Consider the following 21,944-nt stretch of genomic DNA (forward strand, 5'->3'; position numbering starts at 1 on the left):
CTCGTCAGCGATCAAGAGGAGTGGTGAATTGTCAAACCGGAACAATCCACTCCTTGGCATCGGCAAGATTCAGGTCTGATTGATCGTGAAAAACATGGCGAGTTTGTGTTGGTTCACAAATTCGTTTCTTGGTGTCGAATATGACGGTCAATCGGACGGACGATCACGCCAAACATTCGGCATCCAGCCGGTGCACATGGAATTCGTCCGTTTTTAACGTTTTTTCGGCCAGCTCCAGCAAATGCTCGTGATGGGTAAACATGATCACTTGTGTACGTGCGGATAATTCGGACAACGCCGTGATCGCCGCACACGCGCGGTCATCGTCAAGTTGGACCAAGCAATCGTCGACCACCAATGGCAACGCAGTACCGCGAGTCAATTGATGATCGATCGAAGCCAATCGCAGCGCCAAATACAACGCGTCGGCGGTCCCCGTACTCATGGCGTTGGCTGGCACATCAGGCTCGCCGCTGCGTGATCGGGTGCCGAACAACATCACTTTTCCACGCGAATCAAAATCCACCTTCAGCGAGTCGTATTCGTCTCGTGTCAGTTTTTGGAAAATCATCGAGGCCAATTGCAGCACCGGCCCTTGGTTTTCTTGCCGATAATGTTCAATCGCTTGTCGCAGCATCATCGCGGCGACCTTGACGCGAGAATACTCTTCGATCGCATTCTCCATTTTGCCTGTCAAGAATTGAATCGACTGCGAAAGTTCCGAAGCTCGATCGCTGCCATCGATTTGTTTCAGCCTTAGTCGCAATGCACCCACCGATTGCTGGGCTTCGGAAAGCGAGTCTTGGTTTTGCGCCAGTTCGGCTTCGATTTTTTCGATCTCGATCTGCACCAATTCCGGTTGATGCTCGGCAACCTCTTCGGCGAACGATTCGAGTTGGACGGTGCCCGAGAGCATCCGCAATTGTTCTTCGATCGCTTGTTTGGATTGCTCGAGTTGTTGCCGTTGTTTCGATCGCTGCTCGACTTCGATCAACTTCTCGGCAGCGTCGCAGCCGGCTTCTTCGCACAACTTTTGAATCGCGACTTCGGCTTCGGTCACCTGTTGCCGAGCGGTATCAAGTTGCTTTTCGGTCTCGGCAAGCTGGTTGGCCAAAACCCCTCGTTGTTGCGAAGCGGCACGTTCGTTTTGTAATCGATTGTAGAGTTGTTTGACCGTGCTGAAGGCGTCGCTGACGTCACCTTCCTTTTCCTCGATCTCGACGCCTAACTCCGAAGCCAACCGAGCTACATCCTTTTGGTAGGTCTTGTCGTCTTCGAGCATCGAGCGAATGCGATGCGCCAAAATATCCCGTTCTCGTTTCTGCGCACACAATGCATCGATTTGAGTGATCTTTTCCAAAACCACCGCAGGCGTGCGGTCCACCGACTCGGCAAGCGCCGACGTGGCGGCGGCCCAATCGGTGTGCCATGTGTCGTAGTCGCGTTGACGTGATTCGAGTTGAGTTTGCAATTTCGGCAACTCTTCACGCATCATTTCATGTTGTTTGACTCTTTCGTCATAACGTTTACGTGCGTGATGCAACGAGGTGCGAAGATTCACAGCGTCATCGTACAGCGACGAAAAATCGTTCGCCTCGATCTGATCAAACAAACTCGGTTCGTCGCTGCCCACCACGACGGGTTTGTCAACGACTGCGGATTCAATCGCGTGGTTCAGCCGTTTACACGCGGTGGCAATGCGTTCTTCGAGTTGCTCGACGCGTTCTTGGGCTTCGTCGAGCCGGACGGTCGTTTCAACCAATTGGGCATGTGCGGTGATCCAGCGATACATGCGGTCCGGCGTGGTGGGGGTGACGCCCGAGGCTTCCCACAGCGATTGCCATTGTTGCTGGGCTTCTTGGTATGCCGCCTTCGCTGCTTCGCCATTGGTTTGGCAAAGCGTTTTTTGATTGGCAACCTTTTTTAGCTCTTCTTTGATCGAACTTTGTAGATGCAGTTGTTCATGATGCGACCGCATCGCATCGACCAAAGTATCGGTTTTGCGAATTTCAGCTTGCAGCTGCGTGAGGGTGGGGGTGTCGAGCGTTCCTGCTTGGTTTGCAGCGATCACGTCGCAGAAAAGGGCATCGCGACGTGCGCGTGATTCAGCTAGCTGTTCCTCGCTCGGCAGTGTCGTGACGGACTGGACCGCGTCGAGCCGCTGTTGTAGTTCTCGTTCGGTCGTGTCGAGTTGTTTCCATTGTTGGGTGACTGCAGCAAGTTGCTGTTCACGTTTTTCGAAATTTTCGACGGCGGATTCGATTGCCGATTCCACGGGCAATCGCAGCTTGGCGGTAGCATGAACGGAATCCGCAAACGAAGCGGTCGTGGTGTCGCCGGACGACGCCAGCGGACTGCAGAACGAATCCAATTTGCGAGCGAGTTGTTCACAGCGGTTTTGCAGTTGTTTCACGTCCGATTTCTGTTGTGCCAAATTCGACAGCACCGAATCGGGCGAGCCAACCGATTCGATCAATTGGCTGATCGAATAAGGATCATCGGGAACGATGGTCTGTTTGGCTTGTTCGTCGGCTTCGGCGAGCCGTTTGCTGAGCGAACGCACGCTTTCGTCAGCGTCATCCCGCTGTTTGGCGATGACGGCATATTGCTGCGCCAGATCGTTGACCTTGGTTCGTACCGAATCGACGACCCGCAATTTTTTCAGCGACGAATCGATTTCCTCTGTGACCGCTTGCTCTTCACTGGCCACGATTTCGACCGACAACTCTTGTAACGCTTCGACCATACGGCGGTCGAGGTTTTTGCGAGTGCGTTGCAGATTGGTACGCTGCGTCCGTGCCTCTTCGCGTGCACCGAGACGCTGAAACAGCGAGTCGATCTGGGCTTCGTGAACCAAAATCGCCGAGTCGTCGCCGAGACTTTTCAGTTGTTTGGTCAATTCCTCGATGCGGGTGCTGAGCGAACGGGTTTGCCGGAGCGAGATTTCGTGATGTGTGTCGACGGTTCGGCGTCGTTCGCTAAACGCATCATCCAGCCGCGGCGTATCGGCAAGTTCGTCCAGTTTTTGGCAGAGCGAATGCCACTGGGGGATCAGCGGCAACGCGTTTTTGATCGCACGCAGTTTCGACAACTCGACCGCCGCCGTTTTGACGCAGCTCTGCAACGCTTCGACGCGTTGACATTCACGCTCGAGTTCTTCTTTCAGATCGTTAAAGTCGCTCGGCGGGATCTTTGCAAGCTCTAATTCTTTTCGCTTTTCCGCGATCTCGCGTGACAATTGATTGATAGCACCTCGGGTACCGCCAGCAACAAACAGTTTGCCCGCCAAATCATCGAGCTGAGATTGCACGCTTTTCAGCTGACTGACACCGGCACCAGCAGCGAACAAGATTTCGCCCAGGTCGCCTTCGCCTTCGAGGATGGCTTGTCCGCCCCGAACCAATTCTTCGTGTGATAATCCGAATCGATGTTCAAACGCTTCGCGATCGACGCCGCCCAACATCGCTTCGAGAACCGCATCGTCGATCGTTTCATTGTCGTCGGCATCCCGCAGGGTGGCTTTGTTGCCACGTCGACGCAGGCATTCGAGGACATTGCCGTTGCCATCGGACAGCCTGCCGCCGACACGGATTTTACCGGTGGGGTGGATGTAGTTGTCTTCGGCGCGTTTGGACATCCCATACAACAGCGATGTGATCGCGCGCAGACTCGTCGATTTTCCGGACTCGTTAGGCCCGTAAATGATGTGCAATCGCCGCGCACCGTCGGGCAACGCGATCGAGGTGTCGGTGAAACGGCCAAAGGCTTTTAGATCGAGTCGTTCGATAATCATCAGTTTGCGTCCTCGCTTCCTTGCAATCGGCCGAGCAATTCCGCGGCGGCGGATTCAATCAGTTCATCGACCCATTGGTCATTGTCGGCGGAAAAGTTTTCTTCTTGCTCGGGCACTTTCTTGATCAATGCGGCAAATTCATTGGCAATCAATTTGCCTCGCTCGGGTGAGTTTCGCAGATCTTCAAAGATCTTAGAAACGCTCGCCAACGGTCCTTCCAAATCGCCCATGTCCAATGCGTGATTGGGAGTCGAGGTTCGCAAGCGAAACTTTTCCATCCACGCCTGACCGGCACCATGCGTGATTGCGGTCGCTCGAAGTGACGCTTCCAAGCGACGACGACTTTGATGCAAGGCATTGTGAAGCGGTGTGTCGCCGACAATCGAAACGCGAGAAACGAGCAGTCGATCCTCGATCGTTTTGACCGTTTGTTGCAGCCATTGTTCGTATTCTTCGATGATGTCGTCGACATGTTCGATTTTCGCGGCATTGATTTCAAACGATTCCCAGCGAACAACATCCAAGGGATGAAACGTGCGTGTGCATTTGCCACGGGAATTAATGTCGATAATCACGCAGCCTTTTTCGCCCGATTCGCGAATATGGCGACCTTGGATGTTGCCACTGAACACGATCGGAGCGCCATCCTCGGTTCCGTGTTCGCCGCGGATGTGGATGTGTCCGAGCGCCCAATAGTCGTACTCTTTGGCAGTCAATTCGGCCGGTTTACACGGCGAATAGTTGTCGTGCCCTTCGGCCCCCGTCAAACTGGTGTGCAACAGTCCGAGGTTGAACATGCCTGAGAGCGGTTTGGGGTAGGTTTTCGAGAGGTCTTCGGTTTCCGCCTTCTTGCGAAACGAGCGGCCGTGCACAGCCACGCCGATCGACTCAAAAATGCGGCAATCGACTTTCTCGGCTGCCAACATGATCTCGCTGCCGTCGGGATTTTTCGGAAGCGGTAACGACGACGTCATGATGTTTTGCGCATCATGGTTGCCGCGGATGACAACCAGCGGAATTCCCGCACGCGTCAACTTGGCCGCTTGAGCAACAAAGAACAGCCCCGTGTTTTGGTCTCGCCAATCGCCGTCGTAAAGATCGCCTGCGATCACTACCAAGTCGACTTCTTCGTCGATCGCCAACCGTACCAAGTTTTCCAAGGCACGACGCGAGGCTCCGCGGATTTGGTCAACCGGAGCATCTTCGTAGGATTCCAAGTTTTGAAGCGGACTGTCCAAATGAATGTCCGCGGCATGTAAGATTCTTCGTTTACTCAATGCTGTCTCAATGATGGTTGGCGGCTAGCACTTTGACGCGATGACGAGGACTTCTGAGCAAAGCGGATCTCGACCTGCTTGACCGGCTCACTGTCCGTAGCGACCTGTTTCGCAGGCCGCTTGTCGGTTTGGTACCAATCGGGGTTTCCCGAACAATACAGTGGTTCATTGTCGGCGGTTGGGTCTGCCTCGCAACCCAGCGCATGGTAGATCAGCGACGCGGCCGTTTTGACTTGGAAATCCTTCTTCTTGCTCGGCTGAACGATGATGTACAACGCCTGCTTGGCTCGCGTGATCGCCACGTACAATAAACAAAGCGCTTCGGTCATCGAGCTTGCCCCTTGCCCCCCAAACGCAAGTTGCCAGCGGCGATCCAGGAAATGCCAATGGGTTTGTCCAATGTACCGAGTGATTCCGCTGGGTGGTTCGCTCAGCGATTTCATCTCGGCCACGCAATTGCCACTGCTGCGAGTGAGCGGGCCGTCAAGCTGAGGTAGCACCACGACATCAAACTCGAGTCCCTTGGATTGGTGTACGGTCATGACTCGCACCGGAGCACGCTGAGGCCGCTCGACCCGTTTTTCACGAACCAGTCGCACAAAGTCTCGCAGTCGTGGTCCGGGATTGTTTTCGTACGCAATGGCTAGCCGGGTCAGTTGTTTTAGCCGCAGCGTGTCACGGGCATTGCATTTCGGGGCGAGTTTTCCTGCTAGATATTCAACGGTTTGGGCAATCCCGCTGCGTTCAACTCGCATGCGGATTGAGTTTTCGTTAAGTGAGGGATCGGCCGCCAACAGCGTTTGTTCGACATGGAATCGCCAACGCCCATCGCCGGGATGTTCGGCCATCATCAACGCCGACAACACCGTTTCCACTGCGGCGGAATCGGTCAGCGGGTTGCCCCCTTCTTGGCTGACTTCGATATCGAGCCCTTCCAGTCGCATGATCAATTGAGCCACCGCCCCGTTGGTTCGCGTCAGCACGCCAATGGATTTGTGGGGCGACCGTCGGTGAATTTCGGCGATGCGTTTTGCTGCGTCGTCGAAACAGGCATCGTCATTGGCCGCTTTGTCACCGTCTTTGACCGTGTGGCTGGTTTCGATTTGCACGTAACCCGAGAGCGATTTGTTGTTGGCTTCGTGCGGTGGGAACCGCTTGGCAAACTTGCGAATCGATTCGGCTTCGTGAGCTGATTTGTCGGCAGGGTTCTTCGGGTCGCCATCGGTGGCCATGGGATGACGATGGAGATTTGAAAATAGCGTGTTGACGAATTCGATGATGTCGGGGCTGCTGCGATAGCTGACGTTTTGTTCCAACTCGGTGATGCCGCCAATCTCGTCGGTCACGGCATCAAAAATCTCGGCCACGCCGCCGCGCCACCCGTAGATGGCTTGTTTGGTATCGCCCACACAAAAGAACGAACGGGCGGTTTGCCATGACGATCCCTCACGCTGGGCGGCGTTAGTGTCGCAGGCGTGCATCGCCAACGGACGCAGCACTTGCCACTGAGCCGGCGAAGTGTCTTGGAATTCGTCGAGCAAAACATGATCGATCGCACCATCCATGCGGTTACTCAACGACGCATGGTCCACTTTGGCAAACAAATTGGCCAAGCGAACCGCGACGTCTTCGAACCCCAGCACGCGAGTTGCCTGTTTCAGCTGATTGACGTGAAAATCGTATGCCGCCAATACTTTGCCGGTGGCCTCGTTTTGAGCACTTAGTAAACTGAGCACTTCAGTTCGCACCGCGGCGTAAACGACGTCCAAGGCTTCGTCGAGTCCATCGGGTAACACGCTGCGTCCGAACTTGACATCTTCGCCAGTCCGTCGAGCCTTGGCAATATTCACGATCAAGGTATCGTCGGTCAGCGTTTTGAAGTCGCCGGTTTCGGTAACATCCGCCAACTTTTGTAACTTGGCTTTGACCGTTTTCTGTTTCGGTGTGGCGAGCCGCAGCTCGCCGGCGACTCGCGTTAGATCCTTTTGCTCGGGTCGTTTGGGGACGACAATTTTGTGCCAGACCTCTTGTTCGCTACGACGCTGGATGCTGTATGCGGTGTCGATGACCTGCATCAATTCACGCTGGATCGAGCGTTTGATTTCACCTTTACCCAGCATCGTCAAGATGGTCGTCATCTCGCTCGGATTCAACAGCGACACGACGTTGCTGATCGCTTGTTCTTGGATCCACATCTCTTGGATCTCGTCGGTCAATTGCCATGCCGGTGGCAGGTTCAATTCAAACGGGAACGAGCGTGCCAATTGCGTGAACAGACTGTCGAGCGTACAGATCCGCAGTCGGTGAATGTTGCGAAGGATCTTGTGCAGCAATTGTCGGCACGTCTGATGGTTCAGCGTCGGGACTCCGACTTGGTCTCGCAATTGCCCGAGTGCATCAGCGTCGTTGTCGTCGCCCGCTTTGGACAGCACCAACAGCACTCGGTCCAAAATTTCACCGGCGGCTTTGCGAGTGAACGTGGTGGCGAGAATGGTTTCGGGCGGCGAATCTTGCAGCAGAATCCGCAGCAACCGGGCGGTCAATTGGTAGGTTTTTCCCGTCCCGGCCGAGGCACGCACGAGCGTTGGGCGGAGGGCGTTGGTTTGCGTCGAGGCGTTCACGGTGGTTTCGTTTCGGTGGGAGAGAGACATTCGCAGTCAGAATCGCGGCAAAATCAAGCACTCAGCATGCAACTTATTCGGAATCCTCGATTCCGCCGGCGACGGACATCACGCCCGTTTGCATGATCATGTCGTAGTCGTCGTACTGAATCGGATCGCGGCTCGGAGCAAAGTCTTCGTCGCGAATACGGCGAACACAGTCAAGGATCAATTCTCGAGCCTGATCCATCAACGATTCATCAAAGTCGGCGATGTTGATCTTCGTTTCCTCGTCCTTGTCGCTAATGTTGAAATAACCAAGCTGCACTTCGGTTGGATTGGCGTCGATGCCGAGATACGGAATCATCATGCGATACAGCGGTAACTGCAGGTCAATCCACTGCATTCCCTCGTCTGTCTTTTTGAGATGCTTTTTCTCTGGTTTATGCCCGTGCGTTTTGTAATCCAAAATCGCCCAGCGTCCTGAATCGCGATGGAAGTCAATGCGGTCGAGTCGGCCGCGAAGTCCCATTTTAAAACCGTCGACCTCAATGCAGGCTCCGTCGCGTTTGTCATCCACCGAGGCTTCGGATTGCTTGATCACCCAGCCCTGGGCGATACGTTGGGCCTGTTCGACCGCGACTTTGCGAAGACGTCTTTCCGCTTGCCGGATTTGCAGCGCCACCGCGGTGGACGCCGAATCACCGTATCGCAAACTTGCGTAGCGGTGCAAATGATGGAGCAAGATTTTTTCGATCTTCTCTGCGTCGGATTCGTCGCGGTCATCGGAATCGCCAAACGTTTCCAACGCACCGTGAATCAAATCGCCAAATTGGTTCGCCGCTAATTCCGCCGACATGTCGTCCAGCGGTTTCAGTTTCAAGACATGACGCAGATAGAATCGATAGGGACATGCCAAGTAATCGTGAAACGCGGTCACGCTCATCGCTTTGACTGGACAGGTACCCGTGGACGCGGGCAGCGAGGGGATCGGCAGCGATGATTCGACGTTGGCGGTATCCCAGCCGTGCCGGACCAACACGCGTGGTCGGCTGGTTTCGAGTAACAAGCGGATCCGCCGAGCGACGTCTTCGTCCGATGCCGCCGCCAACAATCGGCTCGGCGGAGTCGGTGTTCCATCAGCTGAATTGCGACCTACAATAAAACGCACCGTTTGCCGCGTCGACAACAATAACTGCATGTTGTAAACGTCGCGGGCAAACCGTCGGTCGTTGTCGGCCATCCGCAGTTGCGTACGCAGCGCGCCTGGTAAAAACGCGTCATTGGTCACCGCGGTGGGCACAAACGGTTGATTCAGCCCCAGTACCACCAACGCCTGAGCATCATCCAAGGCGAGGTCCAGCCAACCGAGGATCTCAATATCATCGGGCTGCATCGGATCGACCACTCGCAGGTCGCCCACACGATTGGCAATCATTTGCATCGCACTTGCGCCGTCGATTTCAAGGTCCAATTCGGCGTTGACATTGGCAAACCGCGTCAACAATCCACAAACCGAATGCAATGCCATCGTCGTGCGGTCTTGCGGCACGCTGCTTTCCTCCGGCGCAAACAACGGCATTGATTCATCGGCCGGTTCGAGGGCATCCAGTTCCGTAGCATAGAGCGTGGTTAACCACTGCGAGATCGCTCCACACCACTGTCCCAACGGACGGTTGGCACCTTGCAGCGGCGTCATCCATTTTTCAATCCGTTTGGCAACTTGGATCGCAGTCGGATAGCTTTTCTTGGCTTCCTCAGGCAGCGGGTTGGCGAGTTGGATGGGAAAGTGGTTGGCAAGCAATTGGTCAATCTGCGTCAACCAAGAATCGGCGGATTCGGGATCTTGTTTGCTAATCCAAGCATGCACGTCCGCATGACGCACCAGCGTGGCCAGCGATTGCCACGAACGGGTCTTCAAATAGGACGCTGTCAAGTTCAGCAGCCGTCCAATCGCGGTGCGATCAATGCTCCACCCAAGGTTTCGAAAGGTGTCGACTCCGCAGCTTCGCATTTCAAATTCGATCGGCCCAACCTGGGATTCGTCGGTCACTCCGATCGTGACCTCGTCGACCGAGTATTGCTTGGCGAATTCGGCAATCACCTCGGCAACCGCAGTCGATTGGTCGGCAATATCGCCCGCCGAGATCAATTGTTCGTCGTCGATCGGCAATCGGTAATCGGTCCACTTGCTGGTTTCGATGCATCCGAATTCGTCAAAACGCGACGCTTCGTTTGCCGGGGCCGCCACCATCGCGACGATTTCCCCCTGTGTCGCGCGTAGCATCGCAATCTGCAAATGACTCAAGTCGCTCGTCCCAATCAACACGACGGTCGAACTGGTTTTACAGGCGTGATCGCTTAGTGCAAATCGACGTTCATGGTGTGGGTCGGCAAGTCCCGCCGCAGCAAGTCGCTTTAAATACGATTCAAACAGCGTTGCCAACAGCGTCCAGCGTCGTTGGTCATTTTCCGCTTCGGTGACGGTTGCGACATCGGCAAACGAAAGCTGGTTCGAGGCCAGATCTTCGTGCAGTCCCCGAATCGTCGCCGCCAACTCCATCCATGTATCGGCTTCGTCCGAGGTCGGCAGCGTGGGAACCAGCGGTTTGAGCGTTTCAGGATTTGCCGCTGCAAGGACTTGAGACCACGCAAGCGTTTGTTCAAAGTCGATCGCGAGGGTGCCGCGAGGCAAATAAAGTTGTTCGGGCAGTCGGCCAAGCGTGATGATTTTTGGCAGACTCAAACGCAAACCGGCGTCCTTGGCGGCTTCCTTCAGCAGCGTCTCGAAACGATAGGAGCTTTGCGACGTCGGCAGCACGCAGATCAGCCCCGACAAATCAAACTGATTCGTCGTTGCGTACTTTGATTTCAGTGAGTCCACGGCACGCGGCAACAGCGGGGCATCCCAGCCAAGAAATTCGGTCGTGATTTGTGGATTCATGAGGTATGCGAGGCAATCAAAAGGTCGTGCGATCCGGTACAGGATCAAAAAGGTAGTGTCGCGATCGCCGTGACACGTCTGGTCATTGCGGAGTGATTTTGAGGAAAAAAGGCTGTTTTGCTAGTAAGGCAAAAAACCGAGCGTCTTGCCCGGTTTACCTATTTTCCCTGGTTCCGTTGGGGGCGAATGAAAGGACTTGGGAAAATTTACCGTCTGTGCTGAATGTTCTAGTGCTGTATCGCCGATAAGTCTAAACAAATGGAGTCCCAGGGAAGCCACTACCGTGCGCATGGAGGCGCACCGCGATGATCATCTGGTCCATCAAATTATTGAGTAACGTTCGCCACGCGATCGCCGGACGCAAATATCCGCACCAGCTTGCTGGGGCGGTTGCGATCGGTGCATTGTTAGGCATTATTCCGCACGGAAATCTGTTGGCGCTGTTGGTGCTGATCGTTTTGTTGTCGCTGAAGATCAACCATTCGATGGCGGCATTGACCACGATCGGGACGACCTTTGCCGCGACCAAGCTCGATCCGTATTCGCACGACGTGGGCAGCTATATTCTGACGCATCCGACGCTTGGCCCCAAGATGGCCAGCTTTTGGAATCTGCCGTTGGTGCCGTGGACGGATCTGAACAACACTGTCGTGTTGGGCAGTTTTGTCATCGGGTTGGCTGCCGTACTGCCGATCTTTTTGATCACCTACCCCGTGTTTCGGTTGTTTAAACCCCATGATGCCGAGGGCGAGCAGGATCGAATCGACTCGCTTTCGGACGAGGCACTCGATGCCGAAGAAAATCGCGTCTTGTTGCATCCTAATCCATCGACCGAAACCAAGGCTCCGCATCGCGTAGGCGAGGTGGCTGCCGCAGCGACACAGCCATTGGTGGTCCGCATCGATCAATCGCATGTCGTATCGAAGTCGGACCGCGAAAACGATACGGCCAAAGCCACTGCGGCCGTCGACACAGCGGGCGCCGACGAGTCAAACGAATCAACGGAGCGATTGCGGATGCCTCGGGCTGCAGTCGAGACACGCATCGACGTGATTCGCATGAAGGATGCCGACGCAGCAACCCGTCCGATTGAAACAGCCCCCTCGGCCACCGAGGACGAGGCAGAAACCGATCAGCAGCCGATGGACGAGGCGCTCAATTACTTACTTCGTCAATTGCGCACCTCTAAGCAAAAGGATGCAGCATGATACGCTGGAGTTTTGTACTGACCCGACTGATCATTGTCGTCGCCATCATCATGTTATTGCGTTGGGGCCTCGGTCCCGTCGCAAGCTACGTGACGATCAAAGGGGTTGAAAGTGCCACCGGTGCCAAGGTTGAAATCGGCAGCGCGCATGTCGGTCTGTTTCCCCCGAGCATCTCGTATTCGGATTTCCGAGTCGCGGATCCTCGCAAGGGCAAAGAGATGGAGGACATGTTCCGCGCCGAGTCGATTGAATTGGTGATTGACGGCGACGCCATGCTGCATCGCCGCTGGGTCGCCCATGATGGCAAAATCACAGGGCTGCAAATTGGTGCCGATCGCGATTCGTCAGGACACTACGAGATCGAAGAAGAGGAAGCCGCTCCGTCGCCTTCGGATACGCCATCGTTCTTGACTCGCATGATTGCGGCGACAACCGATTCGCTTAGCGCCGAAGCAAGCGCGTTGACCGAAAACCTGGAAACGGTTCGTCGCAGTCGCGAAATCCGCGAGCGCTGGGAAAGCGAATACGATTCGTTGGTCGTGCGAGCACGCAACTTGGAAAAACAGATTCGCACGGTGCGTGATGAAGCACGCGGAATCGATAATCCGTTGCGAGATTGGCCGCAATTGCAGCGAACACTCGAACAAGCCAAACAAGCTCGCAACGAGTTGATGGCCGTTCGCCAAGCGATTGATACGCTGCCCGAACAATTGCAATCCGATCTCGCGTCGCTGGATGAAGCGAAGCGGATCGACATGGAAAAAGTCAACCAATTTGTCCCTGGCGATCTGCAAAACGGCGACGACTTTGGCATCGATATGTTGAAGTTTGCCGTGCAAAAACAGATTGACCAAATTCGTGGCTACCTCGATGGAGGACGCACGATCGCCAATTACACCGTCGTGGCGCCCGAGAGCGAACGAGGGCGTGGCGAAGACTTTGATTTGCTGGGAGATGCGAAACGTTCGCAGTTCCTGGTTCGTCGCTGTGAAGTCGGCGGTGAAATGCGTGCCAATGGTAAAATGTACTCGCTCAAAGGGATCATCGAAAATTTGACTCCGACGCCCGAGTTGTTGCGAGAGCCGACGCTGGTGAAGTTTCAATTGGATGGTCCGGATGTGGTTCGCGTGGAATACGCAGTCGATCGTCGTCGGGGTGCGGATGTCGATTTGTTGACCCTGCATTGGCCCCAAATGGAAGCCAAACCACTGCGTTTAGGCAGCAAACATGAAGCGGGAATTTCTATCAGCGGCGGCCAACGCGAATTGTGGGTACAACTGCGTAGCGAAGGTGACCACGTCGAAGGCCGTTTCGTCAGCAAGCAAACCGGGCTGCAGATGAAATTGGCAGTGGATTCCAAGTTTGAAAAATCGGCGGCGGTGCAATCGCTGCAATCGAGTTTGGATGCGGTGGATCGCATCGAAATCGATGCCAATTTTAGCGGCCAATGGAACGATCTTGCCCTGAAGATGCACACCAATCTCGGCCAAGTGTTTCGCCGAGCGACTCAGGACGCCGTCAACGATCAAATCGTAGCGTCCAAGCAAAAGTTGCAGGAACAGGTCGACAAGGCTCACTTGGAGCAAACGTTGGCACTGCGAGAATGGTTGACGTCGCAGCAAAGCGAAGCACGATCGTTGTTGGCCAGTGCGGATAAGTCGATCGAGGAAATGAGCCAAAAGGTGATGAGCGAAGTCGGCGAGGCCGACGTCTATCTCGGCAAACTTCGAGGCGCCTTCGAGAAGAAGCTGCGTTAACCGGCGGGGCAATGTCGCCGGACGTCTCCGACGTCCGATGGATAGGTTGATACTTTAGCCCAGAGCGCGGCACAATCTCTGCCGGGGATGGCACTCCCCGGACTGCGGCCTCTGTTGCAGTCACCTCAGCTACGAAGAGACTCGCGCCACGGTGGTTTCGATCGCCGAGATCAGCGCCCGGGCCTTGTTCATCGTTTCGTCGTATTCGGCATCCGGATCGCTGTCGGCGACCACGCCGCAGCCCGCTTGCACGTACACGACGCCGTCTTTGGCGACCATCGTTCGCAGCGCGATACAGGTATCCATGTTGCCTCGGTAATCGACGTAGCCGACCGCACCGCCGTAAGGGCCGCGGCGGTGGGGTTCAATCGAATCGATCACCTCCATCGCGCGAACTTTCGGTGCACCCGAGACGGTGCCCGCGGGCAAGCATGCCTTCAGCGCGTCAAAGGCGTCGAGCCCTTCACGCAGTTTGCCTTGCACTTCGCTACTGATGTGCATCACGTGCGAATAACGCTCGACGACCATCACTTCGGTCAATTCCACCGTACCAAATTGGGCGACGCGGCCGACATCGTTGCGACCCAAGTCGACCAGCATCACGTGCTCGGCGATTTCTTTGGGGTCGGCGAGCAGTTCTTTTTCGAGAGCCTTGTCTTCTTTTTCGGTTTTGCCTCGCCGCCGGGTTCCCGCCAATGGACGCACGGTGACCACGTTGTCGGCAACACGGCACATGATCTCGGGTGAACATCCGACCAACATGCAGTCCGGTGTACGGACAAAGAACATGAACGGGCTGGGATTGACCACTCGCAGCGAGCGATAAATCTCAAAAGGATCGACGTCGGTTTTGACACTCAGGCGTTGGCTTGGGACGACTTGGAAAATGTCGCCTGCGCGAATGTATTCCACACACTCCAGCACCGCTTTGCCGAACGATTCGCGAGTAAAATTAGACTCGATATTTAGCGGCGGCGAAGGCTTCTCGTTCGTGAATTCTTCGGGGGTATGAGCGGTCGGTTGCGAAAGTTTGGCAATCGTTTTGTCGATTTGCTGAGATGCGTTGCCGAAGGCCTGCTGGGCATCGGCGGCATGGGTGACGTCGCGGCAATCGGCTAGTGAAACCACGGTGATCGTTTTGTCGACATGATCGAACACGCACAGCGTGTGGTAGAACGCAAAATCCAAATCGGGCAGCTGCCGATCATCGGTGGGTGAGTTGGGCAGATTTTCGACGTACCGCACGACATCGTAACCGGCGTATCCGATCGCCCCGCCCACAAATGGGGGTAACCCCGGGACCTCGGCGACTCGGTATTTGACGTGCGAGCGAAAGGTTTCCAGCGGGTCGTCGGACTCGAGTTGTTGGGTTGTCCCACTGCCCCCGTCCGAGCCGCCGCGGAGATCGGAAATCGCGACTTGGTTGCCACGTGCGGAAAATCGCTTGATCGGGTCAGAGGCTAGGAAACTGTAACGGCCTACTTTTTCGCCCCCGATCACACTTTCGAACAGACAAGCGGGGCCGCCATCGTCCAAAAGTCGAAACGCGGTCACTGGGGTTAACGAGTCGCTCAGTAAACGCCGATACACCGGAACAAAGTCATGGTGGATCGCGAGTTGGTCGAAGTCGGCAGGTTCAGGTGTTAACATCGAGGTCGACGGGCTCTTTCAGAGGAATCGGGCTCTAAACTAGATGGGGCGGCGACGCGGCGGTCGACCTTGCGGCCGTGCATGGACAACGGCAGTGTTTGGACAGCGGAAACGGCAAACAGGTTCTTCGTTGCCGCACCCACGCGTCAAAGTCGTTACGTTCATGTCGTTACGTTGACACCGATGGGGGCGGCGATAGAATCCCTTTGGCGTCCAATACTTGGGAAAACACACACTTTAGCGGCAGTCACGGCAGCTAGGAATGACACGATGAAATGCCAGTATTGCGAAAAGCCCGCCACGTTTCATATCACCGAGTTGACGGAACCTTCGGGTCCCAAAATTATGCATCTTTGTGAGGAACACGCTCGCGGCTTTTTGCAAAAAGAATCCGATAGTCCTGTGGCCTCGGTCACCAACGCGCTGGCAAAGCAGCTGCAGTTGGGACAATCCAAAAAAGAATTGGCCGAATTGGACCAGAAAGAGTGTCCGGTGTGTGGCATCAGTTTTTTCGAGTTCCGCAACACCGGACGGCTCGGATGTCCTTACGATTACAGCTTTTTCGAGGCGGATTTGGTCCCCCTGCTGCGGAATATCCATGACGCCGTCGAACACGTCGGCAAACGGCCGCGGCGGTTGGCAGCGTCGGCCGATTCGCAAGCCGAAATGATCCAACTGCGGCGTGAGATGGAAGAGGCGGTGGAGCTCGAAGATTACGAGCGGGCGTCTGAAATCCGAGACGAACTAAAACGAATGGAACGCGAACTGAGCATCCCTGCGTCAGACGATGACGATGCCAGTTCGAGTGAAGGTGAGAATCAGTCGTGAATCAAGAAACGGACTTTACCAACCTTGCAAAAAGCTCCGGAGAGTGGCTGCGCGGTACCGGGCCGGAATCGGACATCGTGATCAGCAGCCGGATTCGCTTGGCTCGCAACCTCGCCGATTTTCCCTTCATTCGGCGGTGCAGTGATGAAGATCGCGACAGCATCGAGCGGACCGTGCGAGCCCGCATGGAGGCGATGGAGGACTGGAAAGACATCCGCTACATCGATATCGAAGAACTCTCCGAGGTTGATCGGCAATTCCTGGTCGAACGTCAATTGATCAGCCGCGAAATCGCCGATGCCGATGGCTCGCGAGCGGTCGCCGTTGATCCAGGCGAACAGTACAGCGTGATGATCAACGAAGAGGATCATCTGCGAATCCAAGTGATGCAGAGCGGATTGGATTTGCAAGCGGCCTGGGCCCGGATCGATGCGTTGGATGACAAACTCGAAGGTTCGATTCTGTACGCATTTCATCAAAAATACGGGTATTTGACCGCCTGTCCTACCAATGTGGGGACGGGGCTTCGCGTCAGTGTGATGCTGCATTTGCCCGCGCTGGTGATCACGCGACAGATCGAAAAAGTGTTCCGCAGCATGCAGCGGATCAACGTCACCGTCCGTGGGCTGTACGGCGAAGGATCGCAGTATTCGGGCGATTTTTACCAGGTCAGCAACCAAGTCACGCTCGGGCACAGCGAAAAATCGCTGCTGGCGTTGGTGGGTGACGAGGTCGTGCCACAAATCATTCAATATGAACGAAAGGCACGTGCGTTTTTAATCGAGCAGAACCAGCAAGACCTGCATGACGATGTTAGCCGCGCGATGGGCATCCTCAGCACGGCCAAGAAAATTAGCAGCGAAGAAACCATGCACTACCTCTCCAAAGTGCGAATGGGCGTGAATCTTGGGCTGATCAGCGATGTCGAAGTCGCCACGATCAACAAGTTGTTCATCCATACCCAGCCCGCGCATTTGCAGAAATTGCATGGCCGCGTGCTCGGTTCCTCCGACCGGAACGTCCAACGGGCGACCTACCTACAGCGTCATTTGACCGGTCGTCAAGGCAAAGGCGAGCTGAATTAAGAGAGGTCGGCGAACGCTCGGCGAACAACACCTTCGCCAGCGAAGCCATGCCCTGTGCGCTGCTTTGCCTTGAATTGACAGGGCGTTTCAGCGGGGCGGCTGATCCGAGTCGTACAAATGGGGGGGCGATTCTCGGATTCCGCACGAATTTGGGTTCGGATGCTGCTTCGGCTTGCCACCAAGGCTCGATTCCGACGGGTTACGCAGGCACTTGATCCGTTCTTGCGGAGGAAATCGCACGGTTTGGCATGTTCTTTTGGTGCAGGATGATAAACTAGGGTGCAGCAAATTTCTTCGGCATTCCCTATCACTCTGTAGAGTGGCAGGAGGGAAGCGGTGCAAAGAAACCTCGATTTTCACGAAAGTTGGCGGCGTGGGCGAAGAGCCTGAACTGATTGACCGAGCACTCCAGGGCGATCGTGCTGCGTTTACCCGGTTGGTAGAGGTCAACCAGGATCGTTTGTTCGCGTCCATGCTGCAGGTCACCGGTTCACCCGAGGAAGCCGAAGAAGTCGTCCAGGAAGCGTTTATCCGAGCGTTTGTCAAACTTGACACGTTTCAGCGAAACAGTCAGTTCTTTACATGGCTGTACCGCATCGCTTTTAACAGTGCGCTGTCGCGTCGGCGAAAAAAGCGAGCTCGAGTCTCGTTGGACCAATTTCGCGAAAAAAACGGGCTGGAAGTTGTCGATCAATCCAGCGGAGTGGACGAACCGATGCTGCAACGCGAACGCGTTGCCATGGTTCGCACCGCGATGGAGCGATTGACTGAAGAGCATCGTTCGATTCTGGTCTTGCGGGAAATGGAAGAGCGGTCCTATGAAACGATTGCCGAGATCCTCGAGATCTCGATCGGGACGGTGCGAAGTCGGCTGAGCCGAGCGAGACACCAATTAAAGCTCGCGTTGGAAGTCCTGCACCGTGCCGAAGAGTCTAGTTCTGAGTGATTTCGTTCCCTCGCTTCTTCGCGATCCGATGTCCGCACCCCAGTTTGACGCCTCCAGCGATCCTGGCAACTTGAGCCGTGCCGGTGATGCTTCGCAAAATGCCGCTTCTGGCTATCGAAATCGCCCGTTTCTGGGAATCACATTCCTTTGCTGCCAAATCTACGGCCGCATCTACCAGAATTCCGATGCCACCGCCTACGTCGGGCATTGTCCGCGGTGTGCAAAGCAAGTCCAAGTAAAGATCGGTCCCGGCGGCTCGTCGACTCGCTTCTTCAGTGCCGGCTGATGCTTCGAAATGTGGAAGCTTCTAGTCCCCATGCTACTGCCTCTTTCTTCAAATCAAACGGTTGCGTCTTTCCAAGCTGCAGGGAAGCTACCAGAGACGATGGTGCCAATGCAGGGAGCCAATCGCCGTTTCGCAAGGCCCGACACGGACGCTTGCATCTGTTAATCCTGTACCGCCAACACCTTGGTCGATGCCAAGGAACCGATTCGTGGCTTCGATCCTTATCGATGAGTGCCAGCGTCGCAGCGGTTCAACGCGGCAATATCTGCAGCACCTCCTTCACTTTCAGCGTCGTTTTGAAGGTGACTCGCGGCATGCCTAGATCGGGGATCGCTTGGTCAACGCTTTCGCTAATCGCCAACATGATTCTCGCAGTGTGCTGAAACTGTTTTAACCGGATCACTTTCTCGCTCAAATATTCCGGCGTCCAAAATCCGATCACCTCCAGCAGCACTTCGCCGTGCTCGGGGTGGTCCAGCGAGAAGTCGGGGGTGAATACGGTTTGGCCTTGGTGCAGCACCGTGCCTTCGCGACGGAGCTGCCAACCGCCGGTTTGATCCTCTGCCTGCATGGTTTGCCATTGTTGCCAGAACGTTTCTTCGATCTGGCTGTCAAAATCGCTTGGTTGCACTTCACTTCGCAGTCCATCACTGCTGCTTAATCGCAAGGCAAATCGCCGTTTCGCGGGTCCGAGCACGGTCGCTTGCATCCGCCAGTCCTGTGCCGCCAACAATCCTGGCAAGAACCGAGCGAATGCGACGCCGTAGCGACGAGTTTGACGAAGCAGCGACGCTGGTCCGTTGAGTTGAAACACGTAACGATCGCCCTGGCGTGTGATCGAGTGCATCAGTCTGGCCAGTTTGGCGTATCGCAGGATCATTTTGAAATCGTCGCCAGCCCACACGGTCATCGAGGTGGCCGCGTACAACGCCGCCTGGGTTTGCGCGACGTTGTAACGTGACAGTAAACCCGCGGCATCGAGATTCTCCGGCGGTTTTTGAAGTCGGTGGAACTCAATCACGTCGGCAAACAAACTGGCTTCGATCTCCGCCCAACTTTTGCCTATTTCCGCCGCAATCTCTGCTTTGGCATTCGCTTCCTCATGATCAAACAATTGATCCCGTGATTGCACCAGCGGATGTTTGCTTGCCGCCAAGGTGAACACACGTTGCCTGAGTTTTGCTGCCGCGGCGGACTTGTCCTGATGAAACTCACTGGCGTCGTCCAGCAGTTTGCAGAATGCGGAGATTCGCTTTGCCGGGCAATCGGTGACACCGCGGAACAAACGTCGCACCAATTCGTGCAGATGCTTGCGAACCTCTCCCACATGATCCTGATAGATCTTCAGCATCTCTTCGGCCAACGGTGGGTAATGGCCGTGAGTCGAACGAGTCAACCGATCGGGGATGACCCTTTGACGCGAAAAATCGTACTCGACGATCGATTGTTCTTTGGTCAGCATCAATCTTGGCTAAGTTTTGCGGAATGCGTCGTCACGACGACGCGCACGCGAGCGCAATTCGTCTCGCGTCCCAGCGGTCACGATCTCGTAGAAACACGCGCGGCCAAAACGGTTTTTGCGTACCACACGTCCCAGTCGTTGCAGCGATTGCCGAGTGCTGCTGCCGCCTCCGACCACGATGGCGACATTGACTTCCGGCAGATCCACTCCCTCGTCCAAAACACGGTTGACGACCAACGCAGGGTAACGCCCTTCCTTTAATCCAGCCAACATCTCTTGCCGCTCGCGTTTGCGACAATGGCTCAGTAGACAGGGGATTAAGAAACGTAGCGAGACATCGCGAGCCATCGCATTGGAACCACAGAAAACGATCACCGGTTCACCGGCATGCAGCCGAAACAGATCCTCGATGACTCGCAGTTTTTCTTCCGCTCGGTCTTCGATCGAGCGTTTGGCGTGAAAGGCAATCATCGCGGCACGGGCGGCTGGGTCATGACCACTTTCGCTGCACAGCGCCGGCCAATCGTAGGATGAGTCGTCTTTACGTCGCTCGGCAATGAATTCGCGAACCGTATTGCCCAGTGACTCATAGCGAGTTCGCTCGTCGTGAGACAAGTGCACCGCCATCCGCACGATGTCGTAATTCGCAAGCGTTTTGCCTCGCGCTGCCTTGATCGCTTGCGTGTAAACTCGCGGGCCGATGATTTCGTTAAGTAATTCGTGTCCCCCGTCACGTCGCTCCGGCGTCGCGGTCAAGCCGAGCCGAAACGGTGCCGTGGACATGCGGGCGGCGTCCTGACGCATCGGTCCCGGCAAGTGATGGCATTCGTCAAAGATGATGAATTCAAATTGGTTGCCCAGACGCGGCATATGGATCGTCGCACTGTCGTAGGTGGTCACCGAAACCGCGCTGACGCGGTGTACGCCGTCGCCAATGATCCCGGCATCGATCCCAGTCGCATTACGAATTCGGTCGTGCCACTGGTACATCAAATCACGCACCGGGGAAACGATCAAAACGCTCGTGTTGACACGGCAGATCGCGTGCAGCGCCACCTCGGTCTTTCCCGTCCCCGTTGGCATCACCACGACGCCACGGCGAGTTTCCAACCAAGCCTCAAGCGCCTCGTTCTGGTCCGGTCGCAACGTATGCAGTTTCGCAGCCGAAAAGTGAATCGGTTTCCACTGTGCGACATCATCGGACCATGCGGTGGCCAGCCGGTTTTGTAAACACGTCACCACCTCGCGGTAATGCATCGCGTCAGTCCGCCAGCAGTCGCTGCGCGTGTCAAACATCCACAGCGGTTCATCCCACAATCGCTCGACCAGCCGCTTTTCGACTCCCGATAGCGTCAGTGTCCCCTCCTGAAACGCAAGCCGCGTCGGCGCAGAGACGGAAGCGAGGGATTGCATGGTCAATGGATCAAGGGTTGACATTGGTAGCAGACAGCGGGGAAGCGACGAGAAATCAAACTACCACGCCGATGATGGCGGTCAAGTAACAGGGGAGCGTCAGCGGCAAGCTGGTTGATGGAGCAAGCAGTGTAATGGAGACGGTTGAATAAGTTCGGTTTGGGAATACAACCAATCATAACCGCTTCCAAGACGCCAACATCGTTCCATGCCACTCGGTTCCCAAACAGTCCTCCTATCAGCGGGGGCGTAGGAGGCGACAAATAAGGCAAAAAAATGAAGGAGTAACGCCTGGAAAAGAGGCTCTGGAAACAGGGTGTGGTGGTCGTGCCCGATCAAGTATCAAATGACCATAAGTCATTCTCTATTTCGTCCCGCAAGATTTTCAGATCGATTGATTGCGAATCCGAACACTGATCCAATTCTAACAGTGCATCTGATTTCTGGCCAAGTTGGGCTAGGCTCTGTCTGAAAACCTTAAATTGCGGAATTCCATGGGGCGATGATTCGAAGATAGCGACCGATCATCGATAGTTTCACCATTGCAAGAAAGTTTCGTGCGAGCTTGTCATAGCGAGTGGCGACACGACGACACTCCTTCAGCCAACCAATGGTTTGTTCAATGATGCAGCGACGTCGGTAGGTTCGCTTGTTGAACGCCACCGGACGCTTGTTACGATCTTCGTTTTTCTTGC

At 55.3% G+C, this 21,944-nt stretch carries 14 protein-coding genes; 6 read left to right on the top strand and 8 right to left on the bottom strand.

The annotated features are described in order from the left end of the window. Window positions 1-163: 163 nt before the first annotated feature. The 4 genes from ABEA92_RS28900 to ABEA92_RS28915 form a co-directional block, all read right to left on the bottom strand. Window positions 164-3,793, bottom strand: coding sequence for an AAA family ATPase (locus ABEA92_RS28900; RefSeq protein ID WP_345688918.1), 3,630 nt, complete (start codon window positions 3,791-3,793; stop codon window positions 164-166). After that, window positions 3,793-5,070: a metallophosphoesterase family protein gene (locus ABEA92_RS28905; protein ID WP_345688920.1), complete on the bottom strand. Its 1,278-nt coding sequence runs from the start codon at window positions 5,068-5,070 to the stop codon at window positions 3,793-3,795. Before ABEA92_RS28905 ends, ABEA92_RS28900 begins: the two co-directional genes overlap by 1 nt. After that, window positions 5,067-7,691, bottom strand: coding sequence for a UvrD-helicase domain-containing protein (locus ABEA92_RS28910; protein WP_345688922.1), 2,625 nt, complete (start codon window positions 7,689-7,691; stop codon window positions 5,067-5,069). Before ABEA92_RS28910 ends, ABEA92_RS28905 begins: the two co-directional genes overlap by 4 nt. A gap of 73 nt (window positions 7,692-7,764) precedes the next feature. Beyond that, the gene (locus ABEA92_RS28915; protein WP_345688924.1) at window positions 7,765-10,614 is read right to left on the bottom strand and encodes a PD-(D/E)XK nuclease family protein; all 2,850 of its coding nucleotides are present in this window, start codon (window positions 10,612-10,614) and stop codon (window positions 7,765-7,767) included. A gap of 305 nt (window positions 10,615-10,919) precedes the next feature. Between ABEA92_RS28915 and ABEA92_RS28920 the strand changes: the two genes are divergently transcribed. Next, a complete protein-coding gene (locus ABEA92_RS28920; RefSeq protein ID WP_345688926.1) occupies window positions 10,920-11,822 on the top strand; it encodes a TIGR03546 family protein in 903 nt (300 codons plus the stop codon). Next, window positions 11,819-13,579: a TIGR03545 family protein gene (locus tag ABEA92_RS28925; protein WP_345688928.1), complete on the top strand. Its 1,761-nt coding sequence runs from the start codon at window positions 11,819-11,821 to the stop codon at window positions 13,577-13,579. Before ABEA92_RS28920 ends, ABEA92_RS28925 begins: the two co-directional genes overlap by 4 nt. Window positions 13,580-13,708: 129 nt before the next feature. On the opposite strand, the gene trpE is transcribed toward ABEA92_RS28925, so the two are convergent. After that, window positions 13,709-15,229: an anthranilate synthase component I gene (gene trpE, locus ABEA92_RS28930; RefSeq protein ID WP_345688930.1), complete on the bottom strand. Its 1,521-nt coding sequence runs from the start codon at window positions 15,227-15,229 to the stop codon at window positions 13,709-13,711. Window positions 15,230-15,499: 270 nt separating this feature from the next. Here trpE and ABEA92_RS28935 point away from each other — a divergent pair, with 270 nt between their 5' ends. From ABEA92_RS28935 to ABEA92_RS28950, 4 genes are all read left to right on the top strand, one after another. Further along, on the top strand, window positions 15,500-16,057 hold the full coding sequence (locus ABEA92_RS28935) for a UvrB/UvrC motif-containing protein (RefSeq protein WP_345688932.1): 558 nt from the start codon (window positions 15,500-15,502) through the stop codon (window positions 16,055-16,057). After that, window positions 16,054-17,142 (top strand): protein arginine kinase, encoded by a 1,089-nt coding sequence (locus ABEA92_RS28940; RefSeq protein WP_345688934.1) that lies wholly within the window; start codon window positions 16,054-16,056, stop codon window positions 17,140-17,142. Before ABEA92_RS28935 ends, ABEA92_RS28940 begins: the two co-directional genes overlap by 4 nt. A 373-nt stretch (window positions 17,143-17,515) precedes the next feature. Next, window positions 17,516-18,088 (top strand): RNA polymerase sigma factor, encoded by a 573-nt coding sequence (locus ABEA92_RS28945; protein ID WP_008691641.1) that lies wholly within the window; start codon window positions 17,516-17,518, stop codon window positions 18,086-18,088. Between the two features lie 28 nt (window positions 18,089-18,116). Further along, window positions 18,117-18,374, top strand: a complete 258-nt coding sequence (locus ABEA92_RS28950; RefSeq protein ID WP_345688936.1) for a hypothetical protein — start codon at window positions 18,117-18,119, stop codon at window positions 18,372-18,374. Between the two features lie 250 nt (window positions 18,375-18,624). On the opposite strand, the gene ABEA92_RS28955 is transcribed toward ABEA92_RS28950, so the two are convergent. The 3 genes from ABEA92_RS28955 to ABEA92_RS28965 form a co-directional block, all read right to left on the bottom strand. After that, window positions 18,625-19,836 carry a DUF790 family protein gene (locus ABEA92_RS28955; RefSeq protein ID WP_345688938.1) on the bottom strand — a complete coding sequence of 404 codons (1,212 nt, stop codon included), beginning with the start codon at window positions 19,834-19,836 and terminating at the stop codon, window positions 18,625-18,627. A 9-nt stretch (window positions 19,837-19,845) separates the two neighbouring features. Further along, window positions 19,846-21,249, bottom strand: a complete 1,404-nt coding sequence (locus tag ABEA92_RS28960; RefSeq protein ID WP_345688940.1) for a DEAD/DEAH box helicase — start codon at window positions 21,247-21,249, stop codon at window positions 19,846-19,848. A 477-nt stretch (window positions 21,250-21,726) separates the two neighbouring features. Beyond that, a partial coding sequence (locus ABEA92_RS28965; RefSeq protein WP_345688942.1) for a transposase occupies window positions 21,727-21,944 on the bottom strand: 218 nt, incomplete at its 5' end.

Source organism: Novipirellula caenicola (assembly GCF_039545035.1).
Lineage (GTDB): Bacteria > Planctomycetota > Planctomycetia > Pirellulales > Pirellulaceae > Novipirellula > Novipirellula caenicola.

What these genes read in the sequence shown, in the direction of transcription:
- ABEA92_RS28900 (WP_345688918.1), bottom strand. Translation starts at nt 3,793, where the DNA reads ATGATTATCGAACGACTCGATCTAAAAGCCTTTGGCCGTTTCACCGAC.
- ABEA92_RS28915 (WP_345688924.1), bottom strand. Translation starts at nt 10,614, where the DNA reads ATGAATCCACAAATCACGACCGAATTTCTTGGCTGGGATGCCCCGCTG.
- ABEA92_RS28920 (WP_345688926.1), top strand. Translation starts at nt 10,920, where the DNA reads ATGATCATCTGGTCCATCAAATTATTGAGTAACGTTCGCCACGCGATC.
- ABEA92_RS28925 (WP_345688928.1), top strand. Translation starts at nt 11,819, where the DNA reads ATGATACGCTGGAGTTTTGTACTGACCCGACTGATCATTGTCGTCGCC.
- trpE (WP_345688930.1), bottom strand. Translation starts at nt 15,229, where the DNA reads ATGTTAACACCTGAACCTGCCGACTTCGACCAACTCGCGATCCACCAT.
- ABEA92_RS28935 (WP_345688932.1), top strand. Translation starts at nt 15,500, where the DNA reads ATGAAATGCCAGTATTGCGAAAAGCCCGCCACGTTTCATATCACCGAG.
- ABEA92_RS28950 (WP_345688936.1), top strand. Translation starts at nt 18,117, where the DNA reads ATGTCCGCACCCCAGTTTGACGCCTCCAGCGATCCTGGCAACTTGAGC.
- ABEA92_RS28955 (WP_345688938.1), bottom strand. Translation starts at nt 19,836, where the DNA reads ATGCTGACCAAAGAACAATCGATCGTCGAGTACGATTTTTCGCGTCAA.
- ABEA92_RS28960 (WP_345688940.1), bottom strand. Translation starts at nt 21,249, where the DNA reads ATGCAATCCCTCGCTTCCGTCTCTGCGCCGACGCGGCTTGCGTTTCAG.